The sequence below is a fragment of the Amphritea sp. 1_MG-2023 genome, assembly GCF_030547545.1.
Classification (GTDB): domain Bacteria; phylum Pseudomonadota; class Gammaproteobacteria; order Pseudomonadales; family Balneatricaceae; genus Amphritea.
This window is the reverse complement of the sequence record NZ_JAUOQE010000025.1, coordinates 15,403-33,136: the sequence shown is the minus strand read 5'-3', so window position 1 is coordinate 33,136 and position 17,734 is coordinate 15,403. Positions and strand designations below refer to the sequence as shown.

The 17,734-nt window shown below is 46.0% G+C and carries 15 protein-coding genes, 1 tRNA gene and 3 other RNA genes; 3 read left to right on the top strand and 16 right to left on the bottom strand.

Annotated features, from left to right (window positions below):
• Positions 1-27: 27 nt before the first annotated feature.
• The 10 genes from Q4488_RS13370 to Q4488_RS13325 all read right to left on the bottom strand — a co-directional run bounded on the left by Q4488_RS13370 (position 28) and on the right by Q4488_RS13325 (position 10,226).
• A complete protein-coding gene (locus Q4488_RS13370) occupies positions 28-1,572 on the bottom strand; it encodes a tripartite tricarboxylate transporter permease (protein ID WP_303580981.1) in 1,545 nt (514 codons plus the stop codon).
• Entirely contained in the window at positions 1,569-2,063 is a 495-nt protein-coding gene (locus Q4488_RS13365) for a tripartite tricarboxylate transporter TctB family protein (RefSeq protein ID WP_303580980.1), read from the bottom strand. The genes Q4488_RS13370 and Q4488_RS13365 overlap by 4 nt, the downstream gene beginning before the upstream one ends.
• Positions 2,064-2,126: 63 nt before the next feature.
• Entirely contained in the window at positions 2,127-3,137 is a 1,011-nt protein-coding gene (locus tag Q4488_RS13360) for a tripartite tricarboxylate transporter substrate binding protein (RefSeq protein ID WP_303580979.1), read from the bottom strand.
• Between the two features lie 515 nt (positions 3,138-3,652).
• Positions 3,653-4,117: a Crp/Fnr family transcriptional regulator gene (locus Q4488_RS13355; protein WP_303580978.1), complete on the bottom strand. Its 465-nt coding sequence runs from the start codon at positions 4,115-4,117 to the stop codon at positions 3,653-3,655.
• A 96-nt stretch (positions 4,118-4,213) separates the two neighbouring features.
• A complete protein-coding gene (locus Q4488_RS13350) occupies positions 4,214-5,101 on the bottom strand; it encodes a LysR family transcriptional regulator (protein ID WP_303580977.1) in 888 nt (295 codons plus the stop codon).
• Between the two features lie 501 nt (positions 5,102-5,602).
• Positions 5,603-5,950 carry a cupin domain-containing protein gene (locus Q4488_RS13345; RefSeq protein WP_303580976.1) on the bottom strand — a complete coding sequence of 116 codons (348 nt, stop codon included), beginning with the start codon at positions 5,948-5,950 and terminating at the stop codon, positions 5,603-5,605.
• Positions 5,951-6,012: 62 nt separating this feature from the next.
• Positions 6,013-7,299, bottom strand: a complete 1,287-nt coding sequence (locus Q4488_RS13340; protein ID WP_303580975.1) for a TRAP transporter large permease — start codon at positions 7,297-7,299, stop codon at positions 6,013-6,015.
• The gene (locus tag Q4488_RS13335; protein WP_303580974.1) at positions 7,299-7,808 is read right to left on the bottom strand and encodes a TRAP transporter small permease; all 510 of its coding nucleotides are present in this window, start codon (positions 7,806-7,808) and stop codon (positions 7,299-7,301) included. Before Q4488_RS13335 ends, Q4488_RS13340 begins: the two co-directional genes overlap by 1 nt.
• A gap of 54 nt (positions 7,809-7,862) precedes the next feature.
• Positions 7,863-8,876 carry a TRAP transporter substrate-binding protein DctP gene (gene dctP / locus Q4488_RS13330; RefSeq protein ID WP_303580973.1) on the bottom strand — a complete coding sequence of 338 codons (1,014 nt, stop codon included), beginning with the start codon at positions 8,874-8,876 and terminating at the stop codon, positions 7,863-7,865.
• A 39-nt stretch (positions 8,877-8,915) separates the two neighbouring features.
• Positions 8,916-10,226 carry an FAD-binding oxidoreductase gene (locus Q4488_RS13325; RefSeq protein ID WP_303580972.1) on the bottom strand — a complete coding sequence of 437 codons (1,311 nt, stop codon included), beginning with the start codon at positions 10,224-10,226 and terminating at the stop codon, positions 8,916-8,918.
• A gap of 133 nt (positions 10,227-10,359) precedes the next feature.
• Between Q4488_RS13325 and Q4488_RS13320 the strand changes: the two genes are divergently transcribed.
• The 3 genes from Q4488_RS13320 to Q4488_RS13310 all read left to right on the top strand — a co-directional run bounded on the left by Q4488_RS13320 (position 10,360) and on the right by Q4488_RS13310 (position 13,771).
• The gene (locus Q4488_RS13320) at positions 10,360-11,355 is read left to right on the top strand and encodes a LysR family transcriptional regulator (protein ID WP_303580971.1); all 996 of its coding nucleotides are present in this window, start codon (positions 10,360-10,362) and stop codon (positions 11,353-11,355) included.
• Between the two features lie 444 nt (positions 11,356-11,799).
• Positions 11,800-12,435 carry a glutathione peroxidase gene (locus tag Q4488_RS13315; RefSeq protein WP_303580970.1) on the top strand — a complete coding sequence of 212 codons (636 nt, stop codon included), beginning with the start codon at positions 11,800-11,802 and terminating at the stop codon, positions 12,433-12,435.
• The gene (locus Q4488_RS13310) at positions 12,428-13,771 is read left to right on the top strand and encodes an AarF/ABC1/UbiB kinase family protein (protein ID WP_303580969.1); all 1,344 of its coding nucleotides are present in this window, start codon (positions 12,428-12,430) and stop codon (positions 13,769-13,771) included. Before Q4488_RS13315 ends, Q4488_RS13310 begins: the two co-directional genes overlap by 8 nt.
• 224 nt (positions 13,772-13,995) lie before the next feature.
• On the opposite strand, the gene Q4488_RS13305 is transcribed toward Q4488_RS13310, so the two are convergent.
• The 6 genes from Q4488_RS13305 to ftsA all read right to left on the bottom strand — a co-directional run bounded on the left by Q4488_RS13305 (position 13,996) and on the right by ftsA (position 17,630).
• Positions 13,996-14,124, bottom strand: a non-coding RNA gene (locus Q4488_RS13305) — RtT sRNA.
• A gap of 46 nt (positions 14,125-14,170) precedes the next feature.
• Positions 14,171-14,299, bottom strand: a non-coding RNA gene (locus Q4488_RS13300) — RtT sRNA.
• Positions 14,300-14,345: 46 nt separating this feature from the next.
• A non-coding RNA gene (locus Q4488_RS13295) (RtT sRNA) lies at positions 14,346-14,474 on the bottom strand.
• A 47-nt stretch (positions 14,475-14,521) separates the two neighbouring features.
• Positions 14,522-14,609, bottom strand: a tRNA-Ser gene (locus Q4488_RS13290).
• 438 nt (positions 14,610-15,047) lie between these two features.
• Positions 15,048-16,253: a cell division protein FtsZ gene (ftsZ, locus tag Q4488_RS13285; RefSeq protein ID WP_303580968.1), complete on the bottom strand. Its 1,206-nt coding sequence runs from the start codon at positions 16,251-16,253 to the stop codon at positions 15,048-15,050.
• Positions 16,254-16,394: 141 nt separating this feature from the next.
• Positions 16,395-17,630: a cell division protein FtsA gene (gene ftsA / locus Q4488_RS13280; protein ID WP_303580967.1), complete on the bottom strand. Its 1,236-nt coding sequence runs from the start codon at positions 17,628-17,630 to the stop codon at positions 16,395-16,397.
• Between the last annotated feature and the right edge of the window lie 104 nt (positions 17,631-17,734).

Below are 17,734 nucleotides of genomic sequence, written 5' to 3'. Positions count from 1 at the left end.
TGGCGATCGCCATATAAGATTTACGCGTTAGCTTAACGCTTCGCCCTTGAGGTTATTGCCTGCTTCAGGCTTGGGGGGCGATTGCGAATCTGTTTTCTTAGTCGCAAAGTGACTCTTAATCAAACAGAACAGCGTCACCGCAGTCAGTATCCAGAACCCCCAGGTAATCCACCCTCTAAAAAGAATTTCAAAATTACCATTAGACATCAACATCGATTGTCGGAAGTTATCTTCCAGCAAGGGACCTAAAATGAAAGCGATCAAGAAAGGTGCCGCGGGAATCTCAAGCCGCATCAAGAAATAGCCCAACCAACCCAAGGCAAACATAACCATGACATCAAACAATGAGTTGTTAATTGCATAGCTACCAAAGACACATAGAATCAGAACCGCAGGTAGAAGAATGGACTTAGGCACATCCGCTATATATTTGAAGATCCTGATAGAAAAGCTACCAAAAAATAGTAAGAAGACAGAGCTTAGAATCAACCCCATAAACAGTGCATAGACTAAACTACCATGGTCTTGGAATAGCAGGGGTCCCGGTTGAATGCCATGCACCATGAATGCACCGATAATAATTGCGGTAACGACATCACCGGGTATTCCGAGTGCTAATAACGGTATTAACGTAGAGCCACAAACACCGTTATTTCCTGCTTCAGAGGCGGCTACCCCTTCTATTTCACCTTTACCAAAATTAGCCTTATTGGGCGATTTACGCCGCGCTTCACTATACGATAAAAATGCAGAAGGGGCCGCGCCTATCCCTGGAATAGAGCCTAAAATGGCGCCAATAACACCGCCTCGACAAATGGTACGGAAACAACGTTTATACTCGCCGAAAGTCACATGCTCCCCCCCCAATTGCCGAACATTTCCATGCTTATCTGAAGGATGAATCGCAAACGCAATAATTTCTGGTAGAGCAAAAAGACCGATCAGCACAACAATAAAGTTGAGCCCACCCATCAGGTTGACGTTACCCATAATGAAACGATCAGTCCCGTATACTAAGTCAAGCCCAACAGTTGCCAGCAACAAACCCAACACCGCCGCGACTAAACCTTTCATTAACTGATCACCCGAGATGCCCGCAATAATCATCAGAGAAAAAACCATTAAGGTAAAAAACTCTGGCGGACCAAACCCCATCGCAAAAGAAGCGAGCCAACCCGCAAATAAAATCAAAGCTAGATTGGATATAATATCTGCCGTACACGACGCATAGAGCGCCATTCCTAACGCTTTGCCAGCCTGTCCATTTTCTGCCATCGGATGCCCATCAAGTATCGTGGCACTGGATGCTGGCGTGCCTGGCGTCTTAATCAGGATTGCAGGAATCGAGCCGCCAAATATGCCGCCCTTATAAACACCGAGCAATAGCAAAATACCCACTACAGGCTCTAGCGCAAAGGTAAATGGCAAGGTCAGTGCAACCGCCATCGTCGCTGACATACCGGGTATTGCTCCGCATATAACACCAATCACAACACCAATAGCGAGTGCCAATATGCTACCCGATTGAGTCACTAACGATAGCGCCTCTAACAGTGTGTCTAAGAAACTCATGGCAACCTCACAAAATCACTCTGGGGGATATCCACGCCAGCTATATGATAGAAAAAAACATACAGCCCGAGGGGTAGCAACAATCCAACACTCACCGCAGCAACACGATGCTGCGTGCGACAGATCAATAATGAAAATATTAGATAAGCGACACTTGAACCCCAAATCATCCCTAAATCAGGCAGCAACCAATAAAAAACAGCTAAAAAAGAAGCGAATAACGCTAAACGCAGCCACTTAAAAACTTCTTCGTTAAAAACACTCGAGACCTTTTCTTTATTCTCTTTATAGAGAGCTGTTTTAATCAATATTCCACCCCCTAATAACAATAACATCCACGCAATAGCGTTAGGCCAGAAGCTCGGTGAGAGCACAGCATGGGCGACATGATTAGGCGTAACAACAGCAAATGGAATAATAAAAATCATCAACAAAATAGCGGATATAAAAATAGCAAAACCAAGATATAACTCTTTTATATTTATCAACATAAAAACCTCTATGTATTAAAAATGAATACTTTATTACCGGTATCCATATAGAATTAAACTCTATTAGTTTATTTGCATCCCTAACTTCTCTACTATTCCGCGAAAGGCAGTATATTGAGCGTGAATAAATTCCTCAGCATCAGCAGGCCCCATATAGACCACCTGAGACCCTAGGCGAGTCATGGTATCAACGAATCCTGGCTCACTGGTTGTCGTTTTAAGCCACTGAGTCCACGCTTCGACACTTTCATTTTTCAAAGACTTTGGCCCTGCAATACCGGTCCAACCCACTAGTTTTTCTAGCTCTGGATGCCCCAGTTCCGCAGCCGTTGGCGCATCAATACCCTCAACTCTATCCTTTGTGGCAACCATCAGAGGCTTCATCTGACCATTGTTAATAAATCCCGCAACACTGGATGAGTTAGCACAGACAAAGGTGGCCGTACCATTTAATACCGCTGTTGCAGCGCCACCACCGCCATTCATGGGCAAGTGAATAGCCTCTTCAAGTGGGTTTTCCACACCGAAAGCATTCAATACCATAACGCCTGCAAGGTGTTGTAACGCCCCAACGCCGGAAGAACTATAAGTCACTGTTTTTGGCTTAGACTTTACTAAATCGATCAACTGAGACATCGACTCAATACCGCTTTCACTGCGGGTCACACAAACAATGGGATTGAGTTCGTAAATACCAACAAATTTAAAGTCGGCCAATGAATAAGGCATATTTGACTTCATGGCTAAGCTCACACTTTGCGAACCTGTACGTGCAGCCAACATTTTATAACCATCGCCTCTGGTATTAGCCACAGTAGCAGACCCAACAGCACCTCCCCCGCCAGTCTGATTCACGATGACAATCGGTTTGGCCACCTCATCAGTTAGTGACCGGGCTAAAGCACGGGCTGATATATCGGTAGGCCCGCCTGTACCAAATGGAATAATCAAAGAAATGGGTCGTTGTGGATAATCAGCAAAAACGGGGCCAGCCAGCAGAGCACTCACACTGACTAACGATACGACTTTAAAAACTGTTTTTTTAATCTTTGCAATAGGGCTACTTATTGTCATTTTTATTCTCCATAAGCAAGCAACGGTTTCCCCTATTTCCTTTCACAGAATAGGAAAATTTTTAATCAGGTCTTCGTCAGCAGAATGGATGCATACAATCTTTCTACTGGCGTCAAACCTCAGAAAGTAGCCTATGCATCAGAAATAATAATGTAAAATGATATTTTTTTAATTATTACAACAACTTTTTTTAAGTGGAAAATAATATTGAGCCATTTGCCACGTTTATAAGATACTAAAAGCAGATATTGAGGGCTTGTTAATAACGGTTGCCCTGCATAAGTGATAAGTGATAAGTGGTCGTAACGTGAATAATTCATAGGGGAATGATGGTTTTATACTGAGGCTGCAGACTTATGCTGTGCTTAGGGAAGGTGCTAATAAGTCCGTTATGTTCTCTGCAGACATTGGAATGGCCAGATACGCGAAAGCCAGAGGCGTAATTAACTTATTCGTACCTTCCTTAGCTCATACTGAGATATGCTTAAGCGATTCTAGGCCATTTATTTTGGCATTTACTTCCCTTCCAGCATTGATTCACGTTCCCTCTTTAGCCCTCTCGCCATATCTCGAAACATGTTCATTAAGAAAATAACAAAGTCTTGATGGTTTTCATTATAAAGATCGTGAAAGACGGCAGAACTCACTTCTAATACTTCACTATCAGAATAGGCGACGCCATCCCCTTGTCGAGTATTCAGTGTAATCATGGCTGAAACACCTACCTGCTCCCCTGCTAAATACTCCCTTATCAGTCGAGTTTCACCTGAATGATGCTGTACTAAATGCACTGAACCACTTAAGACAACATAAAACTCATTCGCTGAGTCACCCTGATGAAAAAGGTAATCACCTGCTCGAAGCTGAGCCGTTTTGCCCTGATTCATTAGAAATTTTATGGTTGTTTCAGAAAGTGCGCCAAACGCCGAAATAGATGCCAGGTTAGCGATTTCAGGAGAAGAAGGCATATCACTAGACATATAAACCTCGAATGTTAAGCAGCTCAATTATAAGCAACATAGGATATACCAATGTGCATAACTCCAATGAATAGGAGAAAGAATCTATGATTATGGTTAGACCTTCAAGCGATTTTTGCCCATCGCTTCCGCCAGCTCTGAGATTAGCTCTTTAGTGAGGTGCGCTTTACTGCTGTCTTCTTTCTCGATGAGCCCTAGTATTCGCTGAGGTGCATTCTTAGTGAATGGGATACGTTTGAGAAGCAAAGTACCTGGATATTGAATATGACATTGCGGCACCACGGAAACACCAAGGCCATGATAAACCATGGTAGAAATAGCTTCGAGGGTATTCAGCTCCATCGTATCCTTGACGGTGATCGCTTCATCCTTCAAAAATTGATCAATGAGCTGACCCACCCAAGCCGCCTTACTGAAACGTATAAACGGATTGTTTTGCAACAACACTTCAGGTGGTTCATCTGGCGAATCTATGTGGGCAATCACAATCAGAGGCTCTATACCAAAAGGCCTCCAGATTAAACCAGGCCGATCCATAGGCGGCTCACTGATGATCGCCGCATCTATAGCCCCGCGTTCAACTTGAGTGATTAAAGAACTAGACAGCCCACTGGACACCGAAATATGCAATTGTGGCAAAGATTGACGCAATCTAGCCAAGGCAGGCGGCAGTGCACCTGTCAATATCGTTGGCACCGAGCCCAGCGAGAGCTGTCCTGTCAACTTATCCATGATGGCGGATGTTTCCATAAACTGTTCGTAATGCCTAACTGCTTCTCTCGCTTTAGGCACCACAGCCATACCAGCCTTGTTCAAGGTCGGCGGTCTTCTGGTCCGGTCGAAAAGAGTCATATTCAACTCTTCTTCTAAGGTTTTCATTTGCATGCTAACCGCTGCTTGGGTGATGAACACCGCTTCAGCCGCCTCGATAAATGATCCTTTATCTGCAATTGCAACTAAGGTTTTCAGATGACGAATAGACATGTTAACTATCCCAATAAATGCTAAGACTAATCACAACAACAGCCTTTATATCATAAAAAATTATACAAAATAAAATATTTAAAATATAAATTCAGAATTAATTACTCTATCACATGCATCATGTGAGTAAGTACACGCTTTTTATTAAAATCGCATGAACGCTACATTGTTGGAAATACTCGTAGTCCCAGCAAAGATAAACAAGGTGATAAGGAGAAGGTTCAACCGGCCTTGGAATGACCGGTCTCGGCTGAAAAGCGGGTAATGACAACGACGCTATACTACTAGCAAAATACAACCTAGCAATAGTCATAACCATACATTTTTAAATGTATCTTTAGATACGTTTAAATCGATGACCTGCAGAAACATAAATCGATCATTAGCCTATTATAGTAAGCTCTCAAGATATGTAATACTGGGCATTCAACACCAAATCAAGCTCTCAACAAACAGACCAATGCCAAATAAAGTCTGCTCTCTGAGAATATGTATCATTGATCAGTTTTGCAGTAGCTCTTTCCAATTCCCTGGATATACGGCATAGAAGATTGTCGCATTCTCGCCTTCGTATTTCAGTTCTGTCCCTTTAGGAATCCAGAGTACGTCTCCTGCCTGAGCCTCAAAAATACCTTCCCCAGTCACTAATTTGAAGCACCCATCAACCACATAGACCACTTCATCATACAGAACTGTCCAAGCGATAGAGCACTGATCAAACCGTGCTAAACCGGCTCCCATGGTAGAGCTGATATCTGTTGATACTGCACGCCCTACTTCCGCATAGCCCGGCGGACCACCACGATGAGCAAACTCAATTGCATTACTTTTTATATGTTTAACTAACATAACTACCTCAAAAAAACGGACATCCGTGTCTAACAGTAAAACCTACAAAGCCAGCAACAAACTCAAAGCACGCCAAGCGCCCTAGGAATAAACAAAGACAGTTCTGGCACGAAGGTGGTAACGATCATAACGGGGATACCCACTGCGCCTATTAGGTAGAGCGCAGGCATAACTGATTTATGAATCGAGACCTGACCGATGCGGCAAGCCATATAGAGAATAGGCGCGACCGGAGGACTGTTTGCACCAATCACCACTGAACAAGCGACAATTGAAGCATAATGTACGGGGTCTACCCCGATGGTATTTATCAGTGGCATGAACAGTGGAGCGATGACAACGGTGACTGACAGATCATCCATAATCGCTCCGGTAAAGATCAGAAAGGCATTTACCATCAGCAGGATAAGTATCGGGTTTTGTACCAATGTTGTGATCGCTTCAGTCAGCTCTTGAGGGACACGTTCTGCCGTCAAAATTCTGCCGATCATAAATGAGAACAGTAGGATAAGAATAATCGTACCCGTTGTTTCACCCGCAGCGATAACGCTTTCCCTTAGCTGTTTAAAGGTCAAATCTTTATAGATAAAAAAACCAATAAATATCGCGGTGACCACTGCCACTGCTGCAGCCTCTGTCGGCGTAAAAATACCACCGTAGATTCCCCCTAGAATAATAAACGGCATAGATAACGCTGGAATCGCATTCTTAAATATTGAACCCCGCGTACGGTCACCCAGATTAAAACCAGATACCTCCTCTTTAAACAACCGGTTAGCGCAGAAACGGTTAAATAAAACGAGGCCGATAATCAGCAATAAACCCGGGCCGATAGTTGCAGCAAACAAGGCAGTTATAGACTGACGCGTTACCACACCAAATAGAATTAGAGTAATTGATGGTGGTATCAAAATGCCTAATAAAGAAGACATCCCCAGCAATGCGCTGGAATAGCCTCGTGGGTACCCTCGCTCTGATAAAGGCCCAATCATAATCGTACCGATGGATGCCACAGCAGCGGTTGCAGTACCGGAAATGGCGCCAAAAATACCCGATGCAAATACCATCGAAGCCCCCATACCACCACGACGCCCCATAACAATTAGTTCAATAAAATCAACCAATCGCCGAGCTATACCTCCACTTTTCATCAAGTAACCCGTCAGTACAAATAACGGTAAAGCTAACAAAATAATATGATCAAGCGACCTGAAGCCCTGCAATAACAAGGTGGTCATTTTCACATCAAAAATAAAAACCAGATAACCCAGCACTGCAGCAAAAGACCATGCTACAGGCACCCCTACGGCCATCAAAAAAATTAATAGAAATACAGCCCAGATAGCCATTACTCTTCCTCTGCTTCTTTAACATTGTGGCAAGCTCGACCGGTAAACAAATCTCTTAAGGCATAGAGAAAACACCCAACACTGGCCAGAATAATTGCTCCCTGAGCAACCAGTTGTGGAATATCCAACCCTTCTGTGTACTGAGGTCTACGTATCGCAAAAGACAGCATTCGCCAGGAGAGATATACAAAGAAAGCACATGTACTAACCATAATCAGAGCGATCACTTTCTGATGACACTTCTGCCAGAATGATGATTTGATCTGCTGCGGCAAAAAATCCACCACCAAATGCTCAGCTCGTCGACTAGCAATTAATGCTCCTGTCATGTAGAGCCACATAGCACTGATAAGGGCCAACTCATCAAGACCGATAACAGATATTTCAAGCACATAGCGGGTAATTACCTGAAAGAACACGAGTCCAGCAACAGCGGCACTCGTCAGCAGAACCATATTCTCAAGAATAACGGCGAACCACTTATCTAACTGAGTCCAAAAGGCTCTCATAGGGCTTCTCCGAAGAGATCTGACCCCAAAAAATGGAGCCAGATACAGTTAATTTTAAAGCGTAGGTGCCTGTTCCTTCAGCTGTTGAACAATATCTTCACCCAGCTCGTCAACCATCAGAGGCCATACTTTTTCACGTGCGGCATGCGCCAATTCACGCAGCTCTTGGTCATTCAACTCAATATATTTCATACCCGAAGCCACCGCTTGATCAACATAGTGTTGATCGCGGCCTTTTGCTTCCTTGAACTGCTTTGACATCACGTTGACGGCGGCGTCAGAGATAACTAATTTTTGATTCTCCGACAGTTCATCCCAAACTTCCATATTCATAGATAGGGCCCCGGTTACAAAGGTGTGCTTGGTACGAACGTAATAATCCAGCACATCACGGAAGTATTCATAATCCCAATAGATAGTGTTACCCGCATCGCCATCAACAACACCGGTCTGGATAGAAGTGTAAACTTCACCCCAAGTAATCGCTGTCGCTTGATACCCTAATGCCTGTAAAGTTTGAGGATTGGGAAAGTTAGAAGGGACCCGCACTTTCATGCTCTTTGCACCTTCGATCGTCGTCGCATAACGACCTCTAGATGCCACACCGGCAAAGCCTTCTGGCCAGGCACCGAAGTATTTTAATCCTAGGTCAGCATGGATATCACCGTTGATTTTGTTCAGCCAGCCCCCCTGTTTATATGCATCAAATGCTTGCTCCCAGTCTAAGAAGAGATAAGGCGTATTACGCAGTCCCATTTTTTTGTCATAAGAGGTCAATGGCCAGTTAAGCATCAAATCAACCTCACCCACCACTAGCAAATCGAAGACCTCTTTTTGGTCACCTAACTCATCCTGATAAAAGATATCCACTTTAATTTCGTCATCGGTGCCTTGGGTTCGCTCCTCAATCTGAGCAGCCCAATACTCAATCGCTTCAGCTGCAGGAGACCCCTTTGCCCCCGAATCAGTAGCGAGCTTCAATTCAACCGCATCGGCCTGCACGGGCATGCTTATCGCTGCAGCTGTAACAACAGGAGCAAGGAGTGTGAGTAATTTTTTTAGTTTCATTGGACACCTAATTATTTTATTAATATTTTGGCAGAACCATTACAGTTCTGATCGACTTGCAAACCGGGCCATCTGCATACGCAGAGGCACGCCTATTCGTAGGAAAACCTTTGGCGGCAACCAAGATGGATTGCCAGATACTTCAATCATGTCTTGCAGTAACGCACTCTTTTTTCCGGCAACCATATCTGCCAGCATCATTCCTGAGATTGTCCCTCTTGCTGCACCAACACTCTGATCGCAACATGATGCATAAACACCGTCCTCAACCTCACCGAAAAAGGTTTCAAAATTGCTAGACAAACCGCTAGCGCCGCCCCAGGTATACTCAAACTTCACCTCAGTTAGGTGGGGGTAGCGAACGACAAACCCTTCCCAGTGACGCTTGTGCATCTTAGGCAGTAGCTGGCTGGGCGTATTGTAGTCGTGAGCATAACGATAAGAATTACGAATAATAAGGCGTCTATCCTGAGTCATCCGCACCGTAGTACCGGCATGATCAGCGGGTGTAATTCCCCAATCTGTTTGACCACCATAGACAACCATTTCTGCATCAGTGAGAGGTCGCGTCATACTGGCAAAGGTCATGACGGGAAGAATCCGGTTACGCATGTAACCCAGTTCGGGAGTAAATATATTCGTAGCAAGAATAATCTGCTTACAACTAACCTTAACGCCATTATGAGCGGTAAGCTCAAAGCCATCGTTAATACGTTTAATCTCAATAATCGGCGTCTGTTCTACTACTGTCACATTGTCAGGCATAGTATCAGCTAACCCTCGCATCAGGGCAGCAGGTTGCATTAACATCCCTCCGGGAGTGAATATAGCGGCATTGTAATAATCCGTACCAAATACATTTTGCATCTCAGCAGAACTAAGCCGGTGGTAGGTTTCATTGCCCTGTTGAAGCAGTTGCTCATAGTGATTCAGGTGCTTCTCACCCCGCGCGCCAACTGCCGCTTGATACTTACCCCCTTTTGACCACTGACAATCAATTGAATACTTATCAATCTGGGTTTCAAAATAATCAATCGCGGCTCTGTTTAAACGGATTATTTTCTCTTTCTGCTCTTTACTACCGAGTTCTAAATCCCGCTTATGGGGCTGGTCGATCACAAAACCAGAATTTCTCCCCGAAGCCCCCTGACCAATTTTCAGCGCATCGATTAGCAAGAAAGATTCATCCGGCATATTTTCCGCCAGCCTTCTTGCTGCAGCATTCCCAACAAATCCCCCGCCAATTACCACTGTGTTGAACTGAGCGTTATCCTCAAGTGGCGAAAAGCAACTGACATTATTCAGTAGCTCATACCAACCACACTGGTTGTCATACTGCGGAAGGATCATTTTTTACCTCATTTAAAGCTTTTTTTAATTAAAGCCATTCAGTCTCAGAATCACTGAGCACTCTACAATTCTGATAATTATTAACACAATCCATAAATCTCTCTACTTTTTACTGCAATATTAAGCAATAATAATGCCTATCATAAGTAATATTTATAATAAGACAATGAAACCCTCACAATTACTCGACTCCAACTTATTGCATAATTTTGTAGTGATTGCTGAATCCCAATCACTTACGGATGCGGCCTTACGGCTCAATGTCACTCAACCCGCAGTATCACAATGCCTGCGCCAACTTGAGCAACAGATAGGCACTGAACTTGTCGTTCGACGCACCAAACCGGTACGACTCACTGTTGCAGGTGATGTTCTTAAAAAACATGCGGATACTATTCTTGGTGACCTCCGGCGATTAAGCGCAACGGTACGTGAAGCAGCACAAACCGGTCAGGTTAAGTGCCGATTAGGCTTGGTGACCTCATGCTCAGAAATATTTGGCAGCAAACTACTTGCCGGGTTAAGTAGTCAGACTCAGCAACTTATTATGAAAAGCGGCCTTACAACTGGCTTGCATCAGCAATTTCTTAACCGTGATATCGACATTCTGATTTCGGATTTAACATTAATGGAAGAAGAAAACCTGCTGCGCTTTAGCTTAATACGCGACCCGATGCTACTCGCTATTCCAGAGAGATATTATTCTGCTGACTCTTTTTCTCTAAAACAGCTAGCCGCAGAAGTGCCTATCATCAAATACAGCCGAACATCAAATATCGGCGCCTACAGTGAGGTCGTACTCCGTCGGATGCAAATAAAAACCAATATACGTTATGAAACTGATGACACCCACACCCTCATGAGTTTTGTTAAAGATGGACACGGCTGGGCTATTCTTAGCGGTATCTGCTTGTCACAAGTAATTGATAAGCTCAAAAACGTGCGTATCGTTGAGCTGGACAACAGCCGCCACTACAGAGATATCAATCTGATAAGCCGTAAAGGTGAGCTCGGCTCAATGCCTGAACAGGTAGCAGAATCAGTGAAAACTATTTTTTTTGATAAAATCTTTCCGAGTCTAAAAAAAGTTTCCCCTTGGATGACACCTGAGAGATACGACATTGATTGATCACTTTAACGGTAGAGCCAGCACAATTCATCAGTAATATCCGAGATCTATCATTTAAAGCACTATTGCTCACTGGTAACGCATGACAATACGGATTCAACTTGGCTAAGTTGCACCAGACCACTAACAGCAGCTATACATGTCGACTCACTTCACAAGTGCAATAAACGACGACTTCAAGCAATATAACTGCAATACCAGAAACCTCTAAAGTGATGTCCAGTTGCTGTTAACCATTACACCTTGGCTATAAGCCCGGAAGAATATGAATCAAAGAATGTCGCTTAGGGAGGTGTCCACGCTGGCTGGGGAAGATCAGACAACTGGGGATACAACCTGATGCAGACTGACCCCGGTTTTTTTGCATAGTGATCGTTGTCTAATTCCAAGACGGTTATATCGATCTAATTTTAGATGGCTCTCGTAGTAAAAGGATGTCTAAACATGACTCATAAGGTATCTATGAAATACTCTCTGTCTATCACAGCGCTGTTACTGCTGAATATGCTAACCGTGTCTCCTTACAGCAGCGCTGATAGCCCAACAGAAACAAAAGACCAGGCCTGCGCGGCTTCGGCAAAACACTTACTGGATTACAATTTTTCAGTGTTGGGGAGCCAGCAGCAGGTCAATCTGTGTGACACCTATGGTTCAAAACTGATCCTGATCGTTAACACAGCCAGTAAATGTGCTTTTACGCCCCAGTATGATGGCCTTGAATCACTGTATTCCCGTTATAAAGAACAAGGCTTGGTGGTGTTGGGCTTTCCTTCGAATGACTTCGCCGGGCAAGAGCCTGGCACTGAAAAACAAATCAAGAACTTCTGCCAACTAACCTATGGTGTCAATTTCCCGATGTTCGAAAAGGTACACGTGAGAAAAGGCGAAACCGGTATATCCCCTTTTTACCAGCAACTGGCAAAGGTGTCTGGCGAATATCCCGAATGGAATTTCCATAAATATCTGATCAGCCCCCAAGGGGAGGTAGTGGCCAGTTTTAAAAGCCATATCAAGCCGAATGATCCCATGATCATTAATATGATAGAGCAGCATCTACCAGGTGCAGTGACGAATGAATAACCCACCGGATCAAAAAAGTGCCCCCGTCCCTCAATCAAGAATATCCCGACTGGCACGTATGGGATCCCTCGCGGGACGTATTGCCGGTAATGTCGCGTTGGCCGGTGGCAAAAGTCTGGCACAGGGAAAAAAACCATTGATGTCGGACCTCTTGTTAACCCCCAGCAACCTGAATCAGGTGGCTGATAAGTTATCCAACATGCGCGGCGCCGCCATGAAGATGGGACAACTGTTATCGATGGATTCGGGCAACTTATTGCCGGATGAGCTCGCCTCGATACTGGAACGACTCCGCTCAGACGCGGTAACGATGCCGATGTCACAGTTGGTCATGGTGCTAGAACGTCATTGGGGAGAAAACTGGGACGAGCAGTTTCAGCGGTTCTCTTTTAAACCACTGGCTGCAGCTTCTATTGGACAGGTCCATGAAGCCACCTGCAAACAGGGACGGCATCTGGCAATTAAGGTGCAATATCCCGGTGTGCGGCAAAGTATTGATAGCGATATTGACAACGTTTACAGCTTGTTACGCCTGACAGGGATTATTCCAAAATCACTGGATCTCCAGCCACTTATGGATGAAGCCCGACAGCAATTGAAGCAGGAAGCTGATTATCAGATGGAGGGGGCTTACCTTGATATCTATCGGCAGCACCTGCAAACCTTTGGTAGCAATGCAGACCTGATTATACCAACCTACCATGCTGATCTTTCCACCACGGAAATCTTAGCCATGGACTATGTGGCAGGTGAATCACTGGACAGCTTGCGCTCAATGCATGCTGATAAGCGAACCGATATTATGTCACTGATATTCAGCCTTTTCTTCGCTGAACTGTTTGATTTCAACTGCATTCAAACCGACCCCAATCTCGCTAACTACCTCTATCAGGCCGACAGCCATAAGCTGGTGTTATTGGATTTTGGAGCGGTTAGAACCTTCGATCCCGGTTTCGTTACGCTGTATCAATCCGCCATGAGTGCTGCCATCCGCGAAGATAAACCAGCCTTAGACGCGGCCTTACAAACACTCGGTTTTTTCCAGAGTGGTAAGAAGATAGAAAACCGGCAAGTGGTTTTAGATATATTTATCATGGCCGCCGAACCGCTACGTTACGAAGGTAAATATGCGTTCGGTGAATCGGATTTAGCCAAGCGGATTCAAACGTTGGGTCTCAGTGTCAGCAGAGACCCCGATGACTGGCATACGCCACCGCCTGATGTGCTGTTTTTACACCGAAAAATGGCTGGTTTGTATTTAATGGCGGCAAGATTAAATGCCTCCGTTAACGTGCAGGCTTTATTTTCAGATTACATTATCAATCAGGCACCTTGAGACAAGCGCTTAATATTGTCTCGTATAGCCAGTAAGTATAAGCGTGCCAAACCGGTTTACCACAGAGGATTCTGAAAGCACAGTGGAGAGCGCGGAGATAAAGCGATAAAAAGGGCTTTGCCCCTGTGGTATGGCTCGAACCCACGAGGGATCTCACCCTCCCCCCACATTTCGGACACAAAAAAGCCCAGTCGTTAGACTAGGCTCTTTCATTTTGAATTAGATGGCGGTGAGGGAGGATTACTCGTCGTTACACTCCTCGCCCTTCGGGCTATCGTCGCAAGCTCCGATGTGGTCTCGCTTCGCTCGGCTCGAACCACGAGGGATCTCACCCTCCTCTCACATTTCGGACACAAAAAAGCCCAGTCATTAGACTAGGCTCTTTCATTTTGAATTAGATGGCGGTGAGGGAGGATTACTCGTCGTTACACTCCTCGCCCTTCGGGCTATCGTCGCAAGCTCCGATGTGGTCTCGCTTCGCTCGGCTCGAACCACGAGGGATCTCACCCTCCCCCCACATTTCGGACACAAAAAAGCCCAGTCGTTAGACTAGGCTCTTTCATTTTGAATTAGATGGCGGTGAGGGAGGGATTACTCGTCGTTACACTCCTCGCCCTTCGGGCTATCGTCGCAAGCTCCGATGTGGTCTCGCTGCGCTCGGCTCGAACCACGAGGGATCTCACCCTCCCCCCACATTTCGAACACAAAAAAGCCCAGTCGTTAGACTAGGCTCTTTCATTTTGAATTAGATGGCGGTGAGGGAGGGATTCGAACCCTCGATACCTTGCGGTATACACACTTTCCAGGCGTGCTCCTTCGGCCACTCGGACACCTCACCACGTATATTGCTTACGTTGTCTTTTCAGACTTATAACCTGCACGTCTACGTGCTCGTTACCATCGTCGTAAACTCCGATGTTCTCTCCGGCTTCGCCTCCGAGTCAACCACTCGGACACCTCACCACGTATATTGCTTACGTTGTCTTTTCAGACTTATAACCTGCACGTCTACGTGCTCGTTACCACCAGCGTAAACTCTGATGACGCTCTGAGTTGTTAATCAGAGGCCGCGTACTTTAATAGAAATCAGGAGGTAAATCAAACGTATGACAGGCTTTTTACCGACTTTATTCTAGATTCATGGCCAGCATTAGCTCAAGCCGAATTGACAGCACTCATCAATAATCAATAAAACCCCACCTAGGCATTATGCCATGGGTGAGGCTTATTGATTGTTAAGAGATCAGGGACGGGACATATCCCTATGGGCTCTCTCTTAGTCAGCCTGACGGCGAAGGAATGCTGGAATATCGAGGAATTCCATATCATCCGTGCCGGTTTTACGGCTATCACTAACGGGCTCTGGTTCCACGACAGGGTTATCCTGTGCACGCACAGAGTCATTGCGATTGCGCATTACCGTTGGCAGCTCTAGCTGACTGTAATCACTCACCGCGCTAGCGGCACGACGTGATCCGGTCGCGGCAGTGGCGCCATTGCTCACCATGCGGATATCTTGCTTCTCAACACCGCCAAGGCCGGTGGCCACAACCGTTACTTTAATTTCATCGGTCATTTCAGGATCGATAACCGTACCGACAACGACCGTCGCGCTGTCAGAAGCAAACTCTTCAATCACCTGACCCACATCGCTGAATTCACCCAAGCCTAAATCAAGACCGGCGGTGATATTCACCAGAATACCGCGCGCGCCCATCAGATCGACATCTTCCAGCAGCGGGCTACGAACCGCCGCTTCAGCCGCTTCAACCGCGCGATTTTCACCACGCGCAGAACCAGTACCCATCATTGAGGTACCCATCTCTGACATCACCGTGCGCACATCGGCAAAATCGACGTTGATCATACCCGGACGAATAATCAGATCAGAAATACCCTGTACCGCACCTTTCAGTACATCATTGGCTTCATCAAAGGCTTTCATCAGGGTGCAGTTTTTACCCAGCACCTGTAGCAGCTTCTCGTTCGGCACGATAATCAATGAATCAACATGTTCGGATAGCTCTTTGATTCCCTGATCGGCAATCAGCATCCGCTTGCGGCCTTCAAATGGGAAAGGCTTTGTCACCACTGCAACCGTTAGAATACCCAGCTCTTTTGCCACCTCAGCGACAATCGGTGCGGCACCGGTGCCGGTACCACCGCCCATGCCAGCGGTAATAAACACCATATCGGCGCCGCTCAGCATTTCGACGATTTGTTCGCGATCTTCCAACGCCGCATCGCGTCCAATATCTGGGTTCGCGCCAGCGCCAAGCCCTTTGGTGATCTCGCCACCTATCTGTAGGACATTGCGCGAGCCCATATTATTCAACGCCTGCGCATCCGTATTAGCACAGATAAACTCAACCCCGTCGACCTCTGAGGTGACCATGTGCTGGACCGCGTTACCGCCGCCACCGCCCACGCCAATCACCTTAATGACAGCGTTCTGTGCTATATTATTAACCAGTTCAAACATGTCCCATTCCTCCAGGTTCAGTGCCCAACCCGCACCTGTTGTGTTGCTTATTATTTCATTGGTTTATTGACTATCGTTCACACCTTGTGAATACCTCGATAGCCGTTATTTTATCGTGCTAATCCCGCAGCGAAGCAACGCTCAGAAGTTTCCCTGAAACCACGTTTTCATCCGCTGTAAAACATTAATTCGTTCAACATCTTCATCAACCGGTACCGCTTCAACCATGCTCTGATTGTCTTGCTTAGCATACTGCAGCAAGCCAATACCGGTGGCATAGATGGGGCTATTCAGAATATCCCCCATCCCACGTACTCCTTTCGGAAAGGCTAACCGTACTGGCATATGAAAAATTTCTTCTGCCAGCTCGACAGCGCCTTCCATCTTCGCAGTACCGCCAGTCAAAACGATACCTGCCGCGACTAAGTCTTCAAAACCGCTACGGCGTAACTCAGCTTGGATGAGTGTAAATAGCTCGTCGTAACGGGGTTCAACCACTTCGGCCAGCGCCTGTCGAGACAGATTCCGTGCTGGACGATCGCCGACACTGGGTACCTTAATCGTATCATCGGCATTGGTCAGTTGCGCCAAGGCGCAAGCATATTTAATTTTAATCTCTTCTGCGTGAGGTGTCGGTGTGCGTAAGGCCATGGCGATATCGTTGGTTACTTGATCGCCGGCTATCGGAATCACCGCGGTATGCCGGATAGAGCCACCGGTGAAGATGGCAATATCGGTGGTACCACCGCCCATATCCACCATACAAACACCCAGCTCTTTTTCATCTTCTGTCAGCACAGAATAACTCGACGCCAGCTGTTCCAGTACCGAACTGTCCACCGCTAAACCGCAACGCTGAACACATTTTTCAATATTCTGTACGGCATTGACCGCACCAGTAACCAGATGCACCTTGGCTTCTAATCGCACCCCGGACATACCCAACGGTTCACGAATACCTTCCTGATTATCGATCACATATTCCTGTGGCAAAATATGGAGAATCTTTTGATCTGCGGGTATAGCCACCGCACGAGCGGCATCGATGACGCGTTCTAAATCGTGTTCCATTATTTCGCCCTCACGGACAGCCACAATGCCGTGAGAGTTCATGCTATTGATATGACTACCGGCAATGCCTACCGTCACCGAGTGAATTTTGCAGCCCGCCATGAGTTCGGCTTCTTCTACCGCACGCTGAATTGAGTGCACGGTGGACTCAATATTGACCACCACACCCCGTTTAAGCCCGCGAGACTCATGCGAACCAATGCCAACGATATCGATCGTGCCGTCTAAACCGACCTCACCCACTAGACACACCACTTTCGAGGTGCCTATATCCAGTGCCACGATCATAGTGCTTGTCATTGCCATATCCGTCACATGTTAGAAATTCGCGCTTCTCGTACAGAAGCGCCTAAATTATCAGACTGCGGTTTGTTGCAGCGCTGAGTATTATTCAATCAATACCGGATATT

What these genes read in the sequence shown, in the direction of transcription:
- Q4488_RS13370 (WP_303580981.1), bottom strand. Translation starts at nt 1,572, where the DNA reads ATGAGTTTCTTAGACACACTGTTAGAGGCGCTATCGTTAGTGACTCAA.
- Q4488_RS13365 (WP_303580980.1), bottom strand. Translation starts at nt 2,063, where the DNA reads ATGTTGATAAATATAAAAGAGTTATATCTTGGTTTTGCTATTTTTATA.
- Q4488_RS13360 (WP_303580979.1), bottom strand. Translation starts at nt 3,137, where the DNA reads ATGACAATAAGTAGCCCTATTGCAAAGATTAAAAAAACAGTTTTTAAA.
- Q4488_RS13355 (WP_303580978.1), bottom strand. Translation starts at nt 4,117, where the DNA reads ATGTCTAGTGATATGCCTTCTTCTCCTGAAATCGCTAACCTGGCATCT.
- Q4488_RS13350 (WP_303580977.1), bottom strand. Translation starts at nt 5,101, where the DNA reads ATGTCTATTCGTCATCTGAAAACCTTAGTTGCAATTGCAGATAAAGGA.
- Q4488_RS13345 (WP_303580976.1), bottom strand. Translation starts at nt 5,950, where the DNA reads ATGTTAGTTAAACATATAAAAAGTAATGCAATTGAGTTTGCTCATCGT.
- Q4488_RS13340 (WP_303580975.1), bottom strand. Translation starts at nt 7,299, where the DNA reads ATGGCTATCTGGGCTGTATTTCTATTAATTTTTTTGATGGCCGTAGGG.
- Q4488_RS13335 (WP_303580974.1), bottom strand. Translation starts at nt 7,808, where the DNA reads ATGAGAGCCTTTTGGACTCAGTTAGATAAGTGGTTCGCCGTTATTCTT.
- dctP (WP_303580973.1), bottom strand. Translation starts at nt 8,876, where the DNA reads ATGAAACTAAAAAAATTACTCACACTCCTTGCTCCTGTTGTTACAGCT.
- Q4488_RS13325 (WP_303580972.1), bottom strand. Translation starts at nt 10,226, where the DNA reads ATGATCCTTCCGCAGTATGACAACCAGTGTGGTTGGTATGAGCTACTG.
- Q4488_RS13320 (WP_303580971.1), top strand. Translation starts at nt 10,360, where the DNA reads ATGCCTATCATAAGTAATATTTATAATAAGACAATGAAACCCTCACAA.
- Q4488_RS13315 (WP_303580970.1), top strand. Translation starts at nt 11,800, where the DNA reads ATGACTCATAAGGTATCTATGAAATACTCTCTGTCTATCACAGCGCTG.
- Q4488_RS13310 (WP_303580969.1), top strand. Translation starts at nt 12,428, where the DNA reads ATGAATAACCCACCGGATCAAAAAAGTGCCCCCGTCCCTCAATCAAGA.
- ftsZ (WP_303580968.1), bottom strand. Translation starts at nt 16,253, where the DNA reads ATGTTTGAACTGGTTAATAATATAGCACAGAACGCTGTCATTAAGGTG.
- ftsA (WP_303580967.1), bottom strand. Translation starts at nt 17,630, where the DNA reads ATGGCAATGACAAGCACTATGATCGTGGCACTGGATATAGGCACCTCG.